Raw genomic sequence first — 18,705 nt, forward strand, 5'->3', positions numbered from 1 at the left:
TCAGGCTTCGCCGATGTCGCGGAACATCGCCCGGTAGTCGTCGGTCGACAGGGACTCGCCGATGTCGTCGATGTCCGCGTCGATCTCCTCCAGCCGCTCGACGAGTTCCCCGTACGGCTCGTTCCTGTCGAGCTGGGCGATCGGTTTTTGCGCCTCCAGAACGGCCCGTTTACTCGCCAACGACGCGGCCTCCTGGAGGAGGTCGTCGTACTCGGTCCGAGTCAACAGCGTCTCGAGGGCGGTGAGGAGGTTCGACCGGCTGACCGGCTTCGTGAGATACAGATCGAACCCCATGTCGATGATGTCGAAGTCGGGTTCGACCGCGGTCACCATCGCGACGCGACAGTCGAGCCCGCCGGAACGGATGTGTTCGAGCACCTCGTCGCCGCTGCCGTCCGGGAGCCGTCGATCGAGGAGAACGGCGTCGACGCTCTCGTCGACGAGGTCGATGGCCTCGGCGGCTGTCTCGGCGACGGTGACGTCGTATCGCTCCTCGAGGAAGCCAGCGTACAACGCCGCGATGTCCGGCTCGTCCTCGACGATGAGCACTGACGCGTCGCTCACTGGCGACCACCGCCGCGGATCTCGGGAGACGATTCGCCGCGCATACACGAACGGGCGGCGTGTCGAGAGATAAACCTGTCGGCGTCCCGCCGTCAACCGAACGGATCGTCTTTTATATATGTTCGTCGCCAAGCACGGGACGAATGTCAGAACTCGTCTCTACCGGGGTCGAGGGACTCGACTCGATCCTCACCGGCGGCATCACGGAGCGATCGACGGTCCTCGTCTCCGGAAACCCCGGAACGGGAAAGAGCATCTTCGGGATCCAGTACCTCCATCACGGCGCGACCGAGCACGGCGAACGGGGAATCTACGTCTCCTTCGAGGAGGACGAGGCGGACATCCGTGCGGCAGCGGAGTCGGTCGGCCTCAACCAGTTCGGCGAACTCGTCGACGACGGCGAGGTCGTGATCCTCGACAAACGGGAGATGCTCCGGGAGACCGACTTCTCCACCGCGGTCGACAAGCTCCTCGACACGCTCGAAGGCGAGTCGTTCGACCGACTCGTGCTCGACTCGCTGTCGATGTTCCAGCTGTTCTTCAGCGACGAACAGGAGGAGCGGACCTACCTGCTGAAGTTCTCTGACATCCTCAAATCGAACGGGCTCACCTCGCTGCTCATCAACGAGCAGGGTGCGGTGTTCCCGGACACGGAGGTCGGCTTGGAGAACTTCCTCACCGACGGGAACATCTACTTCATCCAGACGCCGACCGATTCGGGGGTCAACCGCTACGTATGGGTGGCGAAGATGCGGAAACAGGACATCGACACCGACATCTTCCCGATGGACATCGGCGAGGGAGGGATCACGGTCCACGAGCGCGCGGGCGGGTTCTCGATGATGAGTCAGTCCGACGAGCCGTCGTTTTAACCCGTCCGACGGCCGGGAGACCGATCGGATGGCGTCGACCGTCGACCTCCGACCGTCGACCTCCGACCGCCGAGTCGCTATCGTTCCGAGAGGTCGCGCCACACGTCGTCGAGGCGGTTCTTCACCGCCGAGCGTTCCTCGACTTCGATCGTTAGCCCGTCGCGGAAGTCGACCTCGACCCCGTCGACCTTCCGGCGGTACACCTTCACCCGTCGGTGTTCATCCGAGAGGGGCCGGTCGTGGAGTTCGAGCAGATCCGCCTCCTCCAACTCGTTGATCCGGCGGTAGCACGTCGCGATGGGTACGTCCAGCTCGTCGCTCAGGTCCTGTGCGGACATCGCGTCGCCCGTCGCCGTCAGGATGTCCGTGTTGTACTTATTACCGAGGACGGTGATCAGATCGTCTCCCACCATTCACGTTATCGGCATTGATTCTTTGGCTTAAAAGGATACCGGTGACGCGTCTCCTCACGAAACGCCATCCCTCGGGAGTGTGAGCGGCTCGTATCGGTCATTTCGTTGACGTTGAAGCGCGTGTTATCGGAGGTGATAGCCGCCGCCGTGGGTTTATACGTCGACTCCGAGCAGGGTGTGTATGGAACTGATCGAGGGACTGTATCTCGTGACGACCACCGTGCTCGCCGGCGCGAGCGCGACGCTGTTGGCGTTCGCGCTGTCCGCGTATCGGTCGTCGGGTCGGACGGCGATGGCGTATCTCGCGGTCGGGTTCGGACTGGTCGTCGTCGCCGCGGTTGTGACGCCGGTCGCCGCGTTTCGGACGGCGTTCGCGGACGCGCAGGCGCTGCTGCTTATTAATACCGGGCTGATCGCGGGGTCGATGGCGCTCGTCGCCGGGAGCCTCGCCGTCTACGAGCCGGGCACGCAGGAGCTCGTGATCCCCGAGACGGAGCTGTCGCGACTGCGCGAGGAGTGACCGCGCCGAGCGTCCTCGATGGGTGGACCGCGCCGAGCGTCCTCGATGGGTGCTCGGGTCGGGACTGACGGGCCGGCGAGGGTGTTTTCCCGCCGTCTCCCGTATCCGTGATATGGAGAAACGCGCGCGGAGCGCGCGGCTCGACCGATGGGTTTCCGGCCTTCTGGGTCGCGCCGGGGTCGGTGCCGGCGTCACGGTGCTCGTGGGGGTCCTACCCGTGGTCGGGCTGGTCGCTCCGGCGATCGGCGGTGGCGTGGCGAGTTGGACGGACAACGCCGACGGGGTCGATCGTGGGGGTCGCGTCGGGGCCGCGGCGGGCGCGCTGGTGGCGCTGTTGTCGCTGCCGTTGACGTTCGTCGCAGTCGGGGTCGCGGCGACCGTCTCGCCGGCCGCGACCGTCGGGGTGCTCGCGCTGACGCTTCTCGGCGCGATGTACGTGATCGGTAGCGCCGCGCTCGGCGGGCACCTCGTCGACGAGGCGATGAAGAAGCGGGAGGCGTCGGAAGCGACCGTGGAAACGCCGATCGAGCGACTGAAGCGACGGTACGTCGACGGCGAGATCGACGACGCGGAGTTCGAGCGCCGGCTGGAGCGGTTGGTCGACGCCGAGCGCACGCGTGCGGAGTCGACGCAGGAACGCGAGTCACGTCAGGAACGCGAGTCACGTCAGGAACGCGAGTCACGTCAGGAACGCGAGTCACGTCAGGAACGCGAATCACGTCGCGAGCCCGCGCCCCGCCGTGAGCGTGATCGGCGAGCCGAGCAGGACCCGGTGCGTCGGGAGCGCGAGTCCTCTCGCCGCGGTCGCTGAGGCTGGCGAACGCCGGAGCGGTCCCGCAGCGTTGTCCAGCGGCTGAAGCGCCACGGTTTCCGGTCGAAGCTCCCAGATCCATATCTAATAACCACGCTGCGAAGTCGTTGTTGTATTCTGTAACTAAACAGTCACAAATAACCCAAAAACCGCATGACCACAGCGTGTTATCAGGTCGGATAATTCGGTGGAAGCGATTAAGTATGAATTCACCTACCTCTCGATAACGCCCGCCGGGGAGGCCGGGGGCCCACACAACAAACAATGTTCGAATCCATACTGGATGAGGAAGAGCGCGGTCAGGTTGGAATCGGGACACTCATCGTGTTCATCGCGATGGTGCTGGTGGCGGCGATCGCCGCCGGCGTCCTGATTAACACCGCCGGGTTCCTCCAGACGCAGGCGGAGGCAACGGGCGAAGAGAGTACAGCACAGGTGTCAGAGCGGCTGGACGTGGTGAGCCAGTCGGGCGTCATCTCGGATGACGCTGCCGGCTCCGGCGAGAAGGGCATCGGCACGCTCGAGTTCGTCGTGGCGTCCGCGGCCGGCGCGAACAACGTCGACCTCGACGAGGTAACCGTCGAGTTGATCGGCGCTGACGGCCAAGAGACGTTCGAGCTCGGCGACGACGACCCGGCCGACGTGAACATCTTCACGAACGGGAACGACAACGTCCTCACCGACAACAGCGACCGCGCGGAAGTGACGGTCGATCTCGAGGACGCCGGTGTGTTCGACGACGCCGGCTACGAGCTCAACGAGGGCGAGGACCTCACCGTGACGTTCACGACCGCGGCCAGCGCATCGACGACGACCGAGATCCGCGTCCCGACGACGCTCGTCGGTGACGACGGCGACTCAGTGAGGCTATAACAATGTTCGAGTTCATAACTAACGACGACCGCGGTCAGGTGGGTATCGGTACCCTCATCGTGTTCATCGCGATGGTGCTGGTCGCCGCCATCGCCGCGGGCGTCCTGATCAACACGGCAGGATTCCTGCAGTCGCAGGCGGAGGCAACGGGCGAAGAGAGTACGGATCTGGTGTCCGAGCGGATCGAAGTGATGAGTTCGGTCGGGATCGTCAGCGGTGATACGGAAACGCTCGATGAGATGCGCATTACCGTGACTGGCGCGCCCGGCGCGGACGACATCGACCTGACCGACACGACGATCCAGGCGGTCGGTCCCGGTGGACAGGAGAACCTCGTGTTCACTGATAGGGCGTTCGTGGTTGATGTTCCCAATAATGACGACGAACTGGATCTTCAGGAGCAAGTCCCAGATGATGCCGAGAGCGTGCAAGTCGGCGTCAGTACGATCACCAACGACGATATAGAAGAGATTGAAGTCAGCAACGATGGAAATGGGGATGGTCAAGCCGGATCGATAACGGTTGATATCTCCAACGTCAATGAGAACGATATCAACGATATCGACATTTCCGAGCTCGTGATCGGTGATGGTGACACGATCACGGCCAAATTCATTGATGATCAAGGGGACCAATTGGAAGATACCGACAGTAGCGACGTGGTCGCAGTCGAACTGGAAGGGCTTGAGGATCCGGACGACGTTCCTGATACTGATGATACGGCAGCAATCCAGAACGAGATCCGTGAGGACACGACTGAGTTCGATGTGGCATTCAACACCGAGGGGAATGATGACCGGGTTCTCCTGTTCGAGGACGGAGAGACGGATCCCCTGACGGTGCTTGATGTTGATGATAACGGAGATGGTGTAGAAGTGGTTAACGTGGTCGAAGAGGACTTAGATCTTGAGGAGGGTCTTCAGTTGTCCGTTGAAACTTCAGACGACGACACCGCCAGTGGGTCCGGTGATGACACTACGACGATCTCCGAAGCACTCGGTCTCAACCAGATCGAGAAGCTCAACCCCGGTGAGTTCGCGGTCGGCTCCGACGGCGCGTTCCGTTCGGGTTCGGAGGCCGTCCTCGACGGGCAGAACCAGTACACCGTGCTGCTGAACCCCGGATCGGGCGCGTTCGTCGACGACGGTGCCGCGTTCGGCGAGAGCAACGAGGCGACGCTCGACATCGTTTCGCCCGCGGGCGCGACGACCCAGGTCGAGCTGAACGCCCCCGACCTGTTCAGTGAGGACGGCGAAGCGGTCCGGCTCTAACGAGCCTCGAATAGCCCCCGAACCACCTTCGTGGCGGATCCCTCCGCCCGGAACACCTATTTTCTCGCGCGATAACGACTACGCCATGAGCGACCGCGATACACCGGCCGCGGACCCGGACTCGACGCCGGCCGACCCAGAGGACCTCGATTTCACCGACGACGAGAGCGTCGTCGAGATCGGGGAGGGTCGGTACGTCGTCGGGACGAACGGCCGGCCGAACGTCCGACCCGGCCGCGCCCCGCAGGACGCCGGACGGAACGACCCCGACGCGGGGTTCCAGTCGCCCGACGACCCCCGGCCGGCCGCCGAGCGCGCGCCGGTCGACGACGACCCGCGGGGCGGTGCTGCCGCGGGCGGTGGCGCTGGCGGTGCTGCCGCGGGCGGTGCGGGTGGTGGGGCTGCCGCGGGCGGAGCCGGCGGTGGCGGCGGCGGTGCCGCCCCGGGCGGTGGTGGCGGCGGCGTGGACCGGCAGGCCGTGAGTCGGTGGCTGGCGACCTCCTTCGAGAACGACGGCTTCGACTACGGCTTCGACGTCACGCTCCACGCGAACGGCACCACCGCCAGAAACCGAATGGTGTCCAACGACGTGGTCGCCACCTTCGACACGCTGGTCTCCTGGTTCGTCTCGAACGCCGGCCCCGAGTCACCCCCCTCGGAGGCACTCGGATTACTCCTCGTCGCCGCCGACACCCCGGTCGACGTGCCACCCGTCGCGATCAAACGCTTCGCGGCGAGTCAAGGACTCTCGGCGAACGACTCCATCGGCGACCTGATCCGAGCGGCCGAGGAGGAAGGCGGGTTCCGGATCGACTGACTGCGTCTTTATAAGTGGTACGTGGGCGAGTGTGCCGGCGGTTTATGAGGGCCGTCGGGTGGGGCCGCTTCGCCGTACCGGTGGTTTATAGGAGTACGAACAGCATCACTCCGATCACCGCGAACATCGCGTACAGCCCGACCATCACCTCACGTTTCAGCGGGCTGCCGAGCGGCTCCGCGGTCAGCCGTCGGATCGGCGGGAGGATCGCGATCCCGCCCAGTATCAGGAAGAAGGACCCGATCGCCGGGACGAGCGTGAGCGCGATCACGATCGTCCCGTAGCCGAGGACGTAACAGCCGCGTCGCCAGAGCCGCTCGCGGTCGGTGAGCTCCGCCATGTCTGCGAACCCGTCCGACCCGCTGCTGCCGCCCGAGCCACCTCCGCCGCCGCCGCTGCCGCCGCCACCGCCCCCGCTGCCCGCGACCTGTTTGGCCTGCCGCTTCACGTACTCGTCGAGCTCCTCGGCCGCGTCCTCCGTCTGCGGGGCACCGCACTCCCGACAGTACCGGTCGCCCTCGTCGATCGACGCCTCACAGCGCGGACACGATGCCATGCTGGTTCGAACCGCGCTCCCATCGGAGTTAATTCTTCGGGAACGGTCTACCGTTCGATCCCGTTGCTGTCGGCCGATCTCCTGTTTATCCCCTCCGAACCGCAGATTCAATTTTCCAGCGTGATAATCGGGAGGGTACGCTTTAGTCGGTGAGTGGTGGACTCTCGTCCAACTCGCGGTTGCCGGCCCCGCGGCCCGCCGCCGATCACTCGATGGACACCAGGATGACATCCAACCGCTCCCCGGACGACACGGCTCCCCCCGCCACGAATCGCCTTCGGTCAGCCCTCTGCTCGCCGCGTTTGACGCTCCGCGTCGGACTGTTCGCTCTCGTGGGCCTCCTCGCGATCGTCGGGATCGCACTTACTGGCTCCGGCGTAGTAGCACTCCCGGCGGACGCCTCGACGGGCGACACAGGCGCTAGCAATGCCACCACTATGGACGAGACGGAGGAGACGACCACGATGGAGGAGACGATCGCGGCAGGGCAAGCGACGGAGACGGCGCGACTGGAACTAAGCGGTGGGATCGCTCAACCGGAATACACCGGAATCGCGGGTGACCCGGTCGACATCAGCTTCAGCGCTTCCGGCGAGGACACGTACCTATTGATCGGCGGGAACCGCCTTACTGACTCCGGGAAGTCGGTCGGGTTCGTCGACGTACTCAAGAGTGACTCCGGCGAGCCGATCAACACCCGGACGCTCGGCACCGAGGAGAGCAACGTCGAGAGCTGCGGTGATCCGGACGTCTCCTGTGACATCGAACTGCTCGACGAGGACGGTGAGATCATCGCAGAGAGTCTGGGCAATTTCCCAGGCGCGACTGGCGCTGGCGGGCTTGCTCGCCCGATAGTGCCGCAGCGGTACCGGCTCGCGATCTCCAACGGCACGTTCATCGAACAGGACTCCGGACACATCACCCCGGCCGAGACGGTCGAGCGGTCGGAACTCCTGTTGGAGAAGCCGACATTCCACGACGAGATCGAGGTGTTCACCACGGCTGACCCCGACGATTACGATGACATCGACGGTGACGGTGCGGAGTCGCTCGGCGCGCTCGAATCGAACGGACTCGATCGAAGCGTCGTGACGGAGGGCGACCGCGTCGTGCTGGGCTTCGAAGCGAGCGGCATCTGGGGCGCGCTCTCCCACTTCGCCGAGGAGCGCGATGCGGGGCCCGTACAGTCCGGCGAGGAGATCGACCACGCCGTTCTGAGCGACCTCCTCGACGTCGATGAGGGCGTCTCCTTACGGGTTCGACAGACTAATCCAGGCCAGAATGAACGACGCTCCGAGGTCGACCTGACGGACGCCAACGCGGACGGTATCAGCCTGGTTTTGGCCGACGCGACCGAGGTGGAAACGGGAGACAGCGGTTCGACCGCCGGCCGCTTCTATCTAGTGTTGGAGACGGGACCGGACGGTCCGTTCACCGAGACGCCCGAACCCGGCGACGAGTTCGCCGTCGAGTTCGCGCTGGAGGGCGCGGAGGGCGAGCGGTACCGGTTCGACACCGACGGCAACGGCACGCCCCCGGCGTTTGATCCGGTGTCAGCGGACGACAACGGTGTTCCCGAGCAGTTCCCGTACTGGGAGTCGTCGGACAGTCGTGTGAGCGCAGACACGTCGTTCACCATTCAGGAGCGGTTCCTCCGGTACGACCACGTCACCAACGACGGGGATGTCCTCGTCGAAGCGGGCGAGGGAACTCTCACGGGGACGACGTCGATTCTCCCGGTGACGGAACTGTCCGCGGACTTCGTGGACGACACCGGCGAGCCGATCCGGACGCTGTCGCCGCTAGAAATCGACGACGGCGAGTTCTCCATCGCTGGCGGTTTTGACGGAGCGTCGCCCGGAACGCAGCTGAACTATGAACTCTACGACGGTTCCTCGCTAAAGGACGCGCGCAACGTCGTCGTCGTAGACGACACGGACGATCCGGACCGGCTGACGATCGTGGACGCTCCCGCGAACGTCACCGTCGCCGAGGACGGGAACCTGTCCGCACTCGAGGTCGACGTTCGTAACGCCGGCGGGCTCGAGGGAGATGGTACCCTCACACTTGACGTCGATGACGGGAACGTCACGGGAACCCACGATCTGACCGTGGCTCCGAACGAGTCGATCCGCGTCGGGTTCTCGTCCGTAAGTACCCACCTCGGACCTGGGGAGTATCCGTTCACACTTGCACTCCACGACGACGAACGGAACGGTACGCTGATCGTGGAGGAAGATCCCGCCAAAACTACCATCTCCGCGGACTCTGAGGAAGGGGATGGTGACTCGGATAGCTCCGAGGAAGGGGATGGTGACTCGGATGACTCCGAGAACGACGAGTCCGCCGAAGACGCGGAGGGAGATGGTGATTCGGATAGCTCCGAGGGCGACGAGTCCACAGAGGACGCAGAGGAGGACGACGGGGCCGGCGACACCGACGACGCGTCCGCGGACGAGGAGGACGCCCCTCCCGACGACACGCCGGCGACGCTCCTCCCGTTCGGGATCGGCACGCGGGAGGCGTTCGGCGGGACCGTCCTCGTCGGAGCCACGTATCTGCTCGGTCACTGGGTGTGATCGGAGCCGACGCGCGACGCGGCGTTCGGTTCCCGACGGCCGGTTCGCCGACAGTTCTCAACCCTGAGAACCGCGGGCGAGCGGTTAAGTGATCGCTGGACCCGACATCGAGTATATATGGTGACGCGAGTGCTCATCGCGGACGACTCGGAGTTCATGCGGAACCTCCTCCGGGAGATCCTCGAGGGTGAGTTCCAGATCGTCGGCGAGGCGGAAAACGGGGTCGAGGCCGTGAACATGTACGAGGAACACGGCCCAGACCTGGTGATGATGGACATCGTGATGCCGATCCGGGACGGGATCGAGGCCACCACGGAGATCATGGAGGAGGATCCGGGTGCGACGGTGATCATGTGTACCAGCGTCGGCCAGGAGGAGAAGATGAAGGCGGCCATCAAGGCGGGCGCGGAGGGGTACATCACGAAGCCGTTCCAGAAACCGAACGTGCTCGACGCCATCGGGTCGGCGGTATAATGCGCGTCGATGTTCGGGCGCTCGGGGCCTGTAATCGCCTCGCCGAGCGCGGGGCAGAGCGTGCCGCGGACGCGCTCGCCGATCTCACCGGGACCGACCTCGCGGTCGAGGTGACCGGCGCGAGCGTCGCCAGCGGCGAGGACCTCGCGGAGGCGTTCGCCGGCCGCGAGTCCATCGGCGTGAGCGTCGGACTCGACGGCGGACTGGACGGGGAGGCGGTGCTCGCGTTCGACTCCCAACAGGCGGACGCCCTCCTCTCGCTGCTCCCCGGCGGCGCGTCGATGGGGCGGAGCGCCGTGACGGAGGTCGGGAACATCGCGCTCGGCGGGTTCCTCGACGGCTGGGCGAACTACCTCGGACAGGCGATCGACATGACCCCGCCGCGCTACTTCGAGGCGGACGGGGCGGCGGTCCTCCCCGATGGCGCGCTCGCCGGCGACGGCGTCTTCCTCTTCGAGAGCCGGCTGGACGCGACGACGACGGACCTCGACTTCTCGATCTACATGCTCCCGGACTCGGGTCCGTTCCGCGATCTCGTGGTCGGGAAGACCGCGACCGCGGCCACGCCCGGCGCGGAGGGGGCCGCCGAAGGGACGGGAGACGCCGGCAGCACCGTGGTCCCCTACGAGTCGCTGTCGACGTTCGCGTCGCTGGCGAAACGGGGGTCGACGAACGCCGCCGACAACATCGGGATGATGACCGGGCTCGACACGACCGTCGAGGTGAGTCGACTCCGGTTCGTCCCCCTCGCGGACGTTCCCGCGGAGGTCGGCGTGGAGCCGCACGCTGGAACCGTCTTCGAGCTACAGGGCGAGCCCAGCGGCTACCTCGCGATCCTGTTCGAGGAGGAGTCGGCGGCCGCGGTCGCCGCCTCGATGCTCCCGACCGAGCCCGACGACCCGCTCGGCGACATGGCCGAGAACGCGCTGTGTGAGCTCGGCAACGTCATGACGAGCGGGTTCATCGACGGCTGGGCGAACGTACTCGGCACGTCGATCGCCCACTCGCCGCCGGAGTTCGTCCACGACATCGGGTCGGCGACGATCAGCCCGATCGTCGCGGAGCTCGGTCGTCGACAGGACTACGGGTTCGTCATCGACGCGGCCATCCAGACGGAGGGCGTCCAGGCACAGTGTGACGTCTACGCGCTCCCCGACGAGCGGGAGCTGGCGGCCGCGCTCTCCCGACTCTCCGAGACATGAGCCATCCATCGTCGGCGGGCGGCCGGGATGCGTCCGGGTCGGCGCGGCGGGTCGCGGTCGGCGTCGGTGATCTCGCCGTCGTGGACGGCGACGCCGCGCTCACGACGAGCGGGCTCGGGTCGTGCGTCGCGGTCGCGCTCGTGGATCCGACCACGGGCGCACGCGGACTCCTCCACGCGATGTTGCCCTCGGCCGACGACTCACAGAGCTCTCGGCCGTCCGCCCGCCCGGCAAAATACGTCGACAGCGGCGTCGACGCGCTCATCGACGAGCTCGGCGCGGCCGGCGCGTCGCCGAACCGGTTGGAGGCGCGGCTCGTCGGCGGCGCGGAGATGCTCGATCTCACGGCCGCCGTCGGCCCCCGGAACGTCGAGCGAGCCGAGCGCGCCCTCGCCGACGCGGGGATCCCGATAGTCGCCCGTGACGTCGGGGACGGCGTGGGTCGAACGGTACGATACCGTCCGAACGGGGAGCTCGCGGTTCGGGCCGCGGACGGGTTTGAGCGGACGCTGTGAGGGGGTTTCGGGACGTAGCTTCCCGCCTCGATGCCAGCTGTGCTTTTCATGTCTGATATTTTGAGGGGTGGCTTGAAGTGTCCCGTGCGGGTGTATCACGATAATGGGCCTCGAACTACCCGTGTGGGACGTCTCGACGGTCGGACTGGCAGTCGCCACGTTGGGGCTCGTCGGCGCGAGCGTTCTCGATCGGTTCCTCGACGACGACGGATCCGACGACGACGGTGGGATGGGCGGTGACGACGACGTCTTCGGCGGCGGTATGGGTGGCGGCGGTGGCGGTGGCGGCGGTATGGGTGGCGGCGGTGGCGGTGGCGGCGACATGGGCGGTGGAATGGGGGGTGGCGGACTCGGCGGCGGCGGGGACGGTGGTGACGGCTTCGACGACTTCGACGGAATGGACGAGTGGGACGACGACTTCGACGACGGTGGCGGCGGCGGCTCCGACACCGACGAGCTGGAGAACCGTCTCGACGACCTCGAAGCGGAGGTCGCGACCCTTTCCTCGACCGTGTCGACGGTCCGTTCCGAGAACGAGGAGATCTCCGAGGCGGTCGACGACATCGAGGAGGACGTGCGAAACCTGCTCGACATCTACGAGATGGTCACCCGCGGCATCAACCCGTTCGTCGACGAATCCAGCGGGTTCGAGGGTGTCGGCGGCGGTGAGGACTCCTTCGGACTCTTCGATGACGACGAGGATGACGAGCCGGCGGACGAGGAACTCGACGACGACGTCGCCAGCGCCGACGCGGACGGGTTCTTCGACGAGGAACTGGTCGAACCCGACGACGGCGGCTTCGACGATCTGGACGACGACGTGGACGACTCGGGGGAGGACGCCGACGACGAACTGGGTGACGAGTTCGACGACGAACTAGATGACGAGTTCGATGACGAACTGGGTGACGAGTTCGACGACCTCGATGGCGAACCGGACGCCGGCGACCCCGCCGACGCCGCGTCCGAGACCGAATCGGCGGACGAGGGAGACGACATGAACGACGACGCAAAGAGTTTCAGCGAGTTGAAAGAAGAGTACGACGCCGGGGAGGCCGACTGGGCCGACGAGGCCGGCGGCGAAACGGCGGCGGACGACGACGATCCGTTCGAGGACGGCGATGGCCTCGACGAACTCGAGGACACCCCGGAGGGAGAAGACGCTCTCGACGACGAGTTCGGCGAGAGCCCGGCTGACACGCCGGAATTCGAGGACTCGACCGGGGTCGACGGCCACGCGGACGACGCGGGCCGAAACGCGGACGACGATACCGGTCAACGCTCGTCCGCGGGCGGACGGGGACCGGTTCCGGGGGGCGACCCCGCGGACACGGTCGACGACGGCTTCGAGTACGTCGGCGACGACGACCTCTCCGGAAGCGGTCGGAAGCCGTACCTCACCGAACTCCCCGCGGACTACGTCGGAGACCTGCTCGTGATGGAGTGGCTGGAGTTCCTCGTGAGCGAGAGCGACGTGACCGACGCGGTTCGAGCGATCCACTACTACGAGCGGATCGAGTGGGTCGGTCCCGACGCCGCGGCGCGACTCCGCGATTTCCTCTCCGGGTTCGGTACGGTCGACCGGAACCTGATCGACCGGCCCGGGACGGCCGAACTGGTGCGGGAGCACCACACCCGGAGCCTGCGGTACATCACGCAACTCAACGGGACCAGCTCCCAGACCGTGCTTCTCGACCGGTGGGAGGACCTTGCCGGCGGCTCCCTCGTTCGCGGCGGCCCGCCGGCCCCGCCACGCGGAGGCCGCCGGGCTCGCGAGCGAGAACGGAACGGTCACTCGAACGGCACGTCGCGCCACGAGGGAAGCAACGGCCACCGCAACCGGGACGGGCACCGGGAACGGAATGCGGCCCACGACACCGACGGCGGTTCCTCCCGGCCGATGACCGATCCGGACCCGCGCCCCGACCACGGCGACCCGGCCGACGGAGGATGGGGAGATGGGCGTTAGCGTCTCCGCGTCCACGGCGATCATCGTCGCCGGGCTGTTCTTCGCGTTCACCGCGTTCTACCCCGTCGCGGCCAACGGGTTCGACCGCGTCACGGACGCCCAACACGACGTGAACGAACGCGCGCTCGAACAGCAGAACACGGCGCTGACGGTCGAATCGGCCGAACTTCGGGATACGACCGACGACGGTGAGGCCGACGAACTCGTCGTGACCGCCACCAACGACGGCTCGGTCGGGCTCGTCGTGAGCGACACGACGCTGCTCGTCGACAACGCGTACCTCGATGTGGGTTCGGATCCGGCGGTAACGACGAGCGTAGACGGCGTCGAGGACACCGACCTCTGGCTCGGCGGCGAGCGTCTCAGCGTCAGGATCGACGACGACGATGTCGACGTCTCGGAGGCGGACCGCGTCGTCATCGTCACCGAATCCGGCGTCCGCGACACGGCCGTCGTGACGGAGGCGGAGGGCAGCTGAGATGGCGAGCGTTCCCGTCTCACACCTGATCCTGTTCATCGCCAGTCTCGTGATCGCTGCGGGCGTGGTCGGTACGGTCACGACTGGCGTCGACCGCGTGAGCTCCGCCGTCGACGACGCCGGACTCGACGCGACGGAGCAGCTCCGGACCGACGTGACCGTCATCTCCGATCCGAACGCAGGGGTGTACGACTCGGACGCGGGCACCGACGGTAGCGTGACCCTATTGATAAAGAACACCGGCACCTATCGGCTCGCGCCGGACGGGTCCGACCTCGACGTCGTGTTCGACGGTCGCTTCGTCCGGCCGGACGCGACGAGCGGGGAACTCGTCCCCGCCGACGGCGCGACGGCGTGGAGCCGCGGCGATGTCCTCGAACTCACTATCGATCTGGACGAGGTGGACGGCGTCGGAAGCCTCGAAGACGAAACCAGCGACCACCGGGTGTACCTCACGGTTAACGGCGACGAGGAGCTGTTCCAGTTCCGCGTGCCGGAGGGGGGTACCTAACCATGCCACGCGCAGACAACCTACTGTCGATCGGCTTGGGCGAGCGCGACCGACTGAACAAGGAGCTGGGTGGCGGTATCCCGCGCGGGAGCATCGTGCTCATGGAGGGTGATTACGGCGCGGGCAAAAGCGCCATCTCCCAGCGGTTCGCCTACGGGCTCGTCGAGGAGGGCGCGTCGGTGACGTTGATGTCGACCGAACTCACGGTCCGCGGGTTCATCGACCAGATGCACTCGCTGGAGTACGACATGGTGAAACCCCTCTTACAGGAGGAGCTCCTCTTTTTACACGCGGACTTCGACTCCGGGGGAGCCTTCTCCGACGGCGACGGGGAGCGCAAGGAGCTGCTCAAACGGTTGATGAACGCGGACGCGATGTGGAACTCGGACGTGATCTTCCTCGACACGTTCGACGCCATCTTCCGGAACGACCCAACCTTCGAGTCGCTCGTCCGGAAGAACGAGGAGCGACAGGCGGCCCTGGAGATCATCTCCTTCTTCCGGGAGATCATCTCCCAGGGGAAGGTCGTCGTGCTCACCGTCGACCCCTCGGCGGTCGACGACGACGCGATCGGTCCGTTCCGGTCGATCGCCGACGTGTTCCTCCAGTTGGAGATGATCGAGGTCGGCAACGACATCCGCCGGCAGATCAACGTGAAACGCTTCGCCGGCATGGGCGAACAGGTCGGTGACACCATCGGGTTCTCGGTCCGCTCGGGGACCGGGATCGTGATCGAGAGCCGCAGCGTCGCGTGACCCGACGCGCGAGTCGGCGTACGGCCGTCCCGGCGGTCGGGACGCGACCACCCACGACGGAAACTGAGAACGGGACATGACCGAACACGGAACCGCGAAACCGTCGGACGAACTCCGGAAAGCAGCGATGCGTCGACCACACCTCCGCGAGCACCTCAAGGAGTTCAAACAGATCACCGGCGAGTTTCCCCAGTTCATCGAGGAGCCGAAAGACGAGTACGAGTCGAACCGCCCCAACGTGTTGTATCCGGTCGGGGGACCGATCTACTGTCACGTGTACGGCGACCTCGGACAGGACACGAAGTACTACGCCATCGAGCCGGAGATGTCCGGTCCGCAGGCGACGGTGCTCAACGAGGTGAAAAACAAGCTGCTCACGGCCAGCGGCGGCCACGCCGCGCCCGACTCCGAGGCCGAGTACGACGATCTGATCGAGGAGCTGCTGGCCGACGTCACGCACATCCAGAGCGCACAGACCGGCTGGAAGCAGACAGTCTCGGAGCTGTTCAACATGGGGAAACTCTCCGTCACGGAGGAGACCTACGAGAACATCCGCTACCGACTCAACCGTGACATCGTCGGGCTCGGTCCGCTGGAACCGGTGATGCGCGACCCGGCGAACGAGGACATTCACGTCATCGGCCCCCACGAGTGTCACGTCGATCACGGCACGTTCGGCATGTTGGAGACGACCGTCGACTTCGGGACGCCACAGGAGTTCGACAACTGGCTGCGCAATATGGGCGAACGGATCGGCGACCCGTTGTCCGACTCCGACCCCATCGTCGACTCCACGCTCCCCGACGGGTCTCGTATCAACATCATCTACTCCGACGACGTCTCGCTGAAAGGCTCCTCGCTCACGATCCGGCAGGGCGACGACGTGCCGCTGTCGATCAACCAGATCACACACTGGGGGACGCTGTCGCCGGAGCTGTCGGCGTACCTCTGGCTCTGTCTCGAGAACGAACAGACGGTGTTCGTCGTCGGGGAGACGGCGTCCGGGAAGACGACGACGCTGAACGCGATCCTCTCGTACATCCCGAGCGACTCGAAGATCTACACCGCGGAGGACACCGCCGAGGTCATCCCGCCCCACAACACGTGGCAGCAGCTGTTGACGCGTGAGGGCGGCGGTGAGGGCTCCTCCGACGTGGACATGTTCGATCTGGTCGCCGCCGCGCTCCGGTCGCGTCCCGACTACATCATCGTGGGTGAGGTGCGTGGCGCGGAGGGTCGGATGGCGTTCCAGGCGGCCCAGACCGGTCACCCCGTGATGCTGACGTTCCACGCGTCCGACATCGTCTCGATGATCCAGCGGTTCACCTCCGAGCCGATCAACGTCCCCGAGACGTTCATGGACAACGCCGACGTGGCACTGTTCCAGAACCGGGTGAAGCAGGGCGACGAGGTGTTGCGCCGGGTGACGAGCGTCCAGGAGATCGAGGGGTACTCGAAGGAGATGGACGGCGTCGTCACCCGTGAGGTGTTCAGCTGGGACCCCGTCGAGGACGACATCGTCTTCCAAGGAATGAACAACTCCTACGTCCTCGAAGAGCAGATCGCGACCCTGCTCGGGTACGCCGACACCCGCGACATCTACGACGACCTCGATTTCCGCGCGGAGCTGATAGAACGGATGATCCAGGAGGGGATCATGGAGTACCACGAGGTCAACGAGGCGATCGATGCGTTCCAGCGTGACGGCGTCGAGGGGCTGCCCTTCGACATGCACCGGAACGTTCGGTGATCGCGATGGGGGTGAAACAGGCCGGCGACGGACTCGCGACCGCGATGCGGCTCTCGGAGGAGATACTCGACTCCTACGAGAAGCTCGACATCTCGAAGCGCCAGTACGTCGGCTACGTCCTCGCCCCGGCTATCGTCGTGTTCCTGCTCACCGTTGCCGGCCTGTTCGTGCTCCCGCTTCCCTTGGAGGCGCGGATCCCGATCCCGATGTTCGGCGTGCTCACGCTGGTCTCGGCGATCATATACCCCAAGATCTACCTCAGCAGCGTCGAGAACCGCATCGACAACCAGCTCCACCTGGTGATGACACATATGACCGTGTTGTCGACGACGAACATCGACCGAATGGAGGTGTTCCGGACGCTGGCAAAGGAGGAGGAGTACGGCCTCGCCGCCGAGGAGATCGGCCGCGTCGTCAGCCTCGTCGACACGTGGAACCAGAGCCTCGACGACGCCTGCCGTCGCCGAGCGAAGGAGGTCCCGTCGGACGCGATGGCCGACTTCTTCGACCGGCTCGGCTACACGCTCGGGGCGGGCCAGTCGCTGGAGGACTTCCTCGTTTCCGAGCAGGACGTAATGCTCGCCAAGTACGAGACGCTGTACGAGTCCTCGCTGTCGAACTTGGAGGTGATGAAGGACCTGTACATGTCGATGATCCTCTCGATGACGTTCGCGCTGGTGTTCGCGATCGTGCTCCCGATCTTAACCGGAAACGATCCGACGGCGACGGTCGCGGCCGTCATCGTGTTGTTCGTCTTCGTCCAGCTCGGCTTTTACGCGATGATCCGCGCGACATCACCGTACGACCCGGTCTGGTATCACCCCGACGAGCGTGCCCCCGGCGACCTGAAACTGTGGGCGTCGCTCGGGATCGGAGCGGGACTCTCCTTTCTCCTCATCGGGTTCACGGCCGCCGGCATGTTCGGGTACGGCCCGGGGCTGCCGGGACTCCTCTGGTTCATCGACGACGTCAGGCTCCCGCTGTACCTCGCGGTACCCATCACCCCGCTTTTCATCACGGGTGTGGTCCTTCGACAGGAGGAGCAGGCCATCTCCGCTCGGGACCGGGAGTTTCCCTCGTTCGTTCGCGCGCTCGGCGCGACCGAGAGCGCGAAGCAGTCGACGACGACGGACGTGTTGACGACGCTCCGTGACAAGGACTTCGGGGCGCTCTCTCCGGCGATCACGCGACTGTACCGCCGACTCAACATGCGGATCAGCACCGAGGGGGCGTGGCGGTCGTTCAGCCGTGACACTCGGTCGTATCTCATCCAGAAGTTCTCCGAGATGTACCTCGTCGGCCGGCGGATGGGTGGCGACCCACAGATGCTCGGCGAGCTGATATCGGAGAACATGAACGCCGCGAACCAGCTGCGCGAGCAACGCCGGCAGGCGGCCGTCACGTTCATCGGGCTGCTGTACGGGATCACGGCGGCGGCGACGTTCGCCTTCTTCATCGGACTGGAGATCGTCGCCATTCTCGCGGAGCTGACGGCCGACTTCGAGCTCGACCAGATGGACATCGGCCAGATCGTCTACCCCGGCGCGTACGACATCCCGCTCATCGAGTACCTCCTGTTGACGGTCGTGTTGTTCAACGCCGCGCTCTCCTCACAGATGATCCGGAAGATCGACGGCGGCAACCCGGCGAACGGCTACATCCACTTCGTCCTCCTGACGTGGCTGGGGGCCGTGACCGCCATCGCGACTCGGACGCTGGTGAACGCGATCCTCTCGATTTGAGGTCGGATCGGACGCGCCACCCGCGTCCGGCAG

The 18,705-nt window shown here is 65.6% G+C and carries 18 protein-coding genes and 1 pseudogene; 16 read left to right on the plus strand and 3 right to left on the minus strand.

Translation table 11 applies throughout. The features are described 5' to 3' along the window. Complete coding sequence (locus J2751_RS05955; protein WP_209484132.1) at positions 1 to 564, minus strand: HalX domain-containing protein; 564 nt, start codon at positions 562 to 564, stop codon at positions 1 to 3. A 143-nt stretch (positions 565 to 707) separates the two neighbouring features. Between J2751_RS05955 and J2751_RS05960 the strand changes: the two genes are divergently transcribed. Beyond that, positions 708 to 1,436, plus strand: coding sequence for an RAD55 family ATPase (locus J2751_RS05960; protein ID WP_209484134.1), 729 nt, complete (start codon positions 708 to 710; stop codon positions 1,434 to 1,436). Between the two features lie 77 nt (positions 1,437 to 1,513). Here the strand turns inward: J2751_RS05960 and J2751_RS05965 are convergent, their stop codons facing one another. Beyond that, positions 1,514 to 1,849, minus strand: a complete 336-nt coding sequence (locus J2751_RS05965; RefSeq protein WP_209484136.1) for a helix-turn-helix domain-containing protein — start codon at positions 1,847 to 1,849, stop codon at positions 1,514 to 1,516. Between the two features lie 181 nt (positions 1,850 to 2,030). On the opposite strand from J2751_RS05965, the gene J2751_RS05970 reads away from it, so the two are divergent. The 5 genes and pseudogenes from J2751_RS05970 (at position 2,031) to J2751_RS05990 (ending at position 6,141) form a co-directional block, all read left to right on the plus strand. Beyond that, positions 2,031 to 2,369, plus strand: coding sequence for a hypothetical protein (locus tag J2751_RS05970; protein WP_209484137.1), 339 nt, complete (start codon positions 2,031 to 2,033; stop codon positions 2,367 to 2,369). A 112-nt stretch (positions 2,370 to 2,481) separates the two neighbouring features. Further along, the gene (locus tag J2751_RS05975) at positions 2,482 to 3,180 is read left to right on the plus strand and encodes an SHOCT domain-containing protein (protein WP_209484139.1); all 699 of its coding nucleotides are present in this window, start codon (positions 2,482 to 2,484) and stop codon (positions 3,178 to 3,180) included. Positions 3,181 to 3,444: 264 nt separating this feature from the next. After that, positions 3,445 to 4,053: an archaellin/type IV pilin N-terminal domain-containing protein gene (locus J2751_RS05980; protein WP_209484141.1), complete on the plus strand. Its 609-nt coding sequence runs from the start codon at positions 3,445 to 3,447 to the stop codon at positions 4,051 to 4,053. Positions 4,054 to 4,055: 2 nt separating this feature from the next. Beyond that, positions 4,056 to 4,508, plus strand: a pseudogene (locus J2751_RS15865) (archaellin/type IV pilin N-terminal domain-containing protein); the annotation flags it as partial. Between the two features lie 901 nt (positions 4,509 to 5,409). Further along, positions 5,410 to 6,141: a DUF7500 family protein gene (locus J2751_RS05990; protein WP_209484143.1), complete on the plus strand. Its 732-nt coding sequence runs from the start codon at positions 5,410 to 5,412 to the stop codon at positions 6,139 to 6,141. 85 nt (positions 6,142 to 6,226) lie between these two features. On the opposite strand, the gene J2751_RS05995 is transcribed toward J2751_RS05990, so the two are convergent. After that, positions 6,227 to 6,697, minus strand: coding sequence for a zinc ribbon domain-containing protein (locus J2751_RS05995; protein ID WP_209484145.1), 471 nt, complete (start codon positions 6,695 to 6,697; stop codon positions 6,227 to 6,229). A gap of 302 nt (positions 6,698 to 6,999) precedes the next feature. On the opposite strand from J2751_RS05995, the gene J2751_RS06000 reads away from it, so the two are divergent. The 10 genes from J2751_RS06000 (at position 7,000) to flaJ (ending at position 18,672) form a co-directional block, all read left to right on the plus strand. Further along, complete coding sequence (locus J2751_RS06000; protein WP_209484147.1) at positions 7,000 to 9,276, plus strand: BGTF surface domain-containing protein; 2,277 nt, start codon at positions 7,000 to 7,002, stop codon at positions 9,274 to 9,276. Between the two features lie 117 nt (positions 9,277 to 9,393). Continuing rightward, complete coding sequence (cheY, locus tag J2751_RS06005) at positions 9,394 to 9,750, plus strand: chemotaxis protein CheY (RefSeq protein ID WP_209484149.1); 357 nt, start codon at positions 9,394 to 9,396, stop codon at positions 9,748 to 9,750. Further along, positions 9,750 to 10,952 carry a chemotaxis protein CheC gene (locus J2751_RS06010; protein WP_209484151.1) on the plus strand — a complete coding sequence of 401 codons (1,203 nt, stop codon included), beginning with the start codon at positions 9,750 to 9,752 and terminating at the stop codon, positions 10,950 to 10,952. Before cheY ends, J2751_RS06010 begins: the two co-directional genes overlap by 1 nt. Then, the gene (locus J2751_RS06015; protein WP_209484153.1) at positions 10,949 to 11,467 is read left to right on the plus strand and encodes a chemotaxis protein CheD; all 519 of its coding nucleotides are present in this window, start codon (positions 10,949 to 10,951) and stop codon (positions 11,465 to 11,467) included. Before J2751_RS06010 ends, J2751_RS06015 begins: the two co-directional genes overlap by 4 nt. Positions 11,468 to 11,570: 103 nt before the next feature. Then, on the plus strand, positions 11,571 to 13,436 hold the full coding sequence (locus J2751_RS06020; RefSeq protein ID WP_209484155.1) for a FlaD/FlaE family flagellar protein: 1,866 nt from the start codon (positions 11,571 to 11,573) through the stop codon (positions 13,434 to 13,436). Then, positions 13,426 to 13,914 (plus strand): flagellin, encoded by a 489-nt coding sequence (locus J2751_RS06025; RefSeq protein ID WP_209484157.1) that lies wholly within the window; start codon positions 13,426 to 13,428, stop codon positions 13,912 to 13,914. The genes J2751_RS06020 and J2751_RS06025 overlap by 11 nt, the downstream gene beginning before the upstream one ends. 1 nt (position 13,915) lies before the next feature. Next, positions 13,916 to 14,425: a flagellar protein G gene (locus J2751_RS06030; protein WP_209484159.1), complete on the plus strand. Its 510-nt coding sequence runs from the start codon at positions 13,916 to 13,918 to the stop codon at positions 14,423 to 14,425. Positions 14,426 to 14,427: 2 nt separating this feature from the next. After that, positions 14,428 to 15,180, plus strand: a complete 753-nt coding sequence (locus tag J2751_RS06035) for an ATPase domain-containing protein (protein ID WP_209484161.1) — start codon at positions 14,428 to 14,430, stop codon at positions 15,178 to 15,180. Positions 15,181 to 15,256: 76 nt separating this feature from the next. Then, positions 15,257 to 16,930 carry a type II/IV secretion system ATPase subunit gene (locus J2751_RS06040; RefSeq protein WP_209484163.1) on the plus strand — a complete coding sequence of 558 codons (1,674 nt, stop codon included), beginning with the start codon at positions 15,257 to 15,259 and terminating at the stop codon, positions 16,928 to 16,930. Positions 16,931 to 16,935: 5 nt separating this feature from the next. Continuing rightward, complete coding sequence (gene flaJ, locus J2751_RS06045; RefSeq protein WP_209484165.1) at positions 16,936 to 18,672, plus strand: archaellar assembly protein FlaJ; 1,737 nt, start codon at positions 16,936 to 16,938, stop codon at positions 18,670 to 18,672. Positions 18,673 to 18,705 lie beyond the last annotated feature (33 nt).

It is taken from the genome of Halorubrum alkaliphilum (assembly GCF_017873815.1).
Classification (GTDB): Archaea; Halobacteriota; Halobacteria; order Halobacteriales; family Haloferacaceae; genus Halorubrum; species Halorubrum alkaliphilum.

Bases quoted from the DNA above. Each gene is read 5' to 3' on its own strand.
- J2751_RS05960 (WP_209484134.1), top strand. From the start codon at position 708: ATGTCAGAACTCGTCTCTACCGGGGTCGAGGGACTCGACTCGATCCTC.
- J2751_RS05965 (WP_209484136.1), bottom strand. From the start codon at position 1,849: ATGGTGGGAGACGATCTGATCACCGTCCTCGGTAATAAGTACAACACG.
- J2751_RS05970 (WP_209484137.1), top strand. From the start codon at position 2,031: ATGGAACTGATCGAGGGACTGTATCTCGTGACGACCACCGTGCTCGCC.
- J2751_RS05975 (WP_209484139.1), top strand. From the start codon at position 2,482: ATGGAGAAACGCGCGCGGAGCGCGCGGCTCGACCGATGGGTTTCCGGC.
- J2751_RS05980 (WP_209484141.1), top strand. From the start codon at position 3,445: ATGTTCGAATCCATACTGGATGAGGAAGAGCGCGGTCAGGTTGGAATC.
- J2751_RS05990 (WP_209484143.1), top strand. From the start codon at position 5,410: ATGAGCGACCGCGATACACCGGCCGCGGACCCGGACTCGACGCCGGCC.
- J2751_RS05995 (WP_209484145.1), bottom strand. From the start codon at position 6,697: ATGGCATCGTGTCCGCGCTGTGAGGCGTCGATCGACGAGGGCGACCGG.
- cheY (WP_209484149.1), top strand. From the start codon at position 9,394: ATGGTGACGCGAGTGCTCATCGCGGACGACTCGGAGTTCATGCGGAAC.
- J2751_RS06010 (WP_209484151.1), top strand. From the start codon at position 9,750: ATGCGCGTCGATGTTCGGGCGCTCGGGGCCTGTAATCGCCTCGCCGAG.
- J2751_RS06015 (WP_209484153.1), top strand. From the start codon at position 10,949: ATGAGCCATCCATCGTCGGCGGGCGGCCGGGATGCGTCCGGGTCGGCG.
- J2751_RS06020 (WP_209484155.1), top strand. From the start codon at position 11,571: ATGGGCCTCGAACTACCCGTGTGGGACGTCTCGACGGTCGGACTGGCA.
- J2751_RS06025 (WP_209484157.1), top strand. From the start codon at position 13,426: ATGGGCGTTAGCGTCTCCGCGTCCACGGCGATCATCGTCGCCGGGCTG.
- J2751_RS06030 (WP_209484159.1), top strand. From the start codon at position 13,916: ATGGCGAGCGTTCCCGTCTCACACCTGATCCTGTTCATCGCCAGTCTC.
- J2751_RS06035 (WP_209484161.1), top strand. From the start codon at position 14,428: ATGCCACGCGCAGACAACCTACTGTCGATCGGCTTGGGCGAGCGCGAC.
- J2751_RS06040 (WP_209484163.1), top strand. From the start codon at position 15,257: ATGACCGAACACGGAACCGCGAAACCGTCGGACGAACTCCGGAAAGCA.
- flaJ (WP_209484165.1), top strand. From the start codon at position 16,936: ATGGGGGTGAAACAGGCCGGCGACGGACTCGCGACCGCGATGCGGCTC.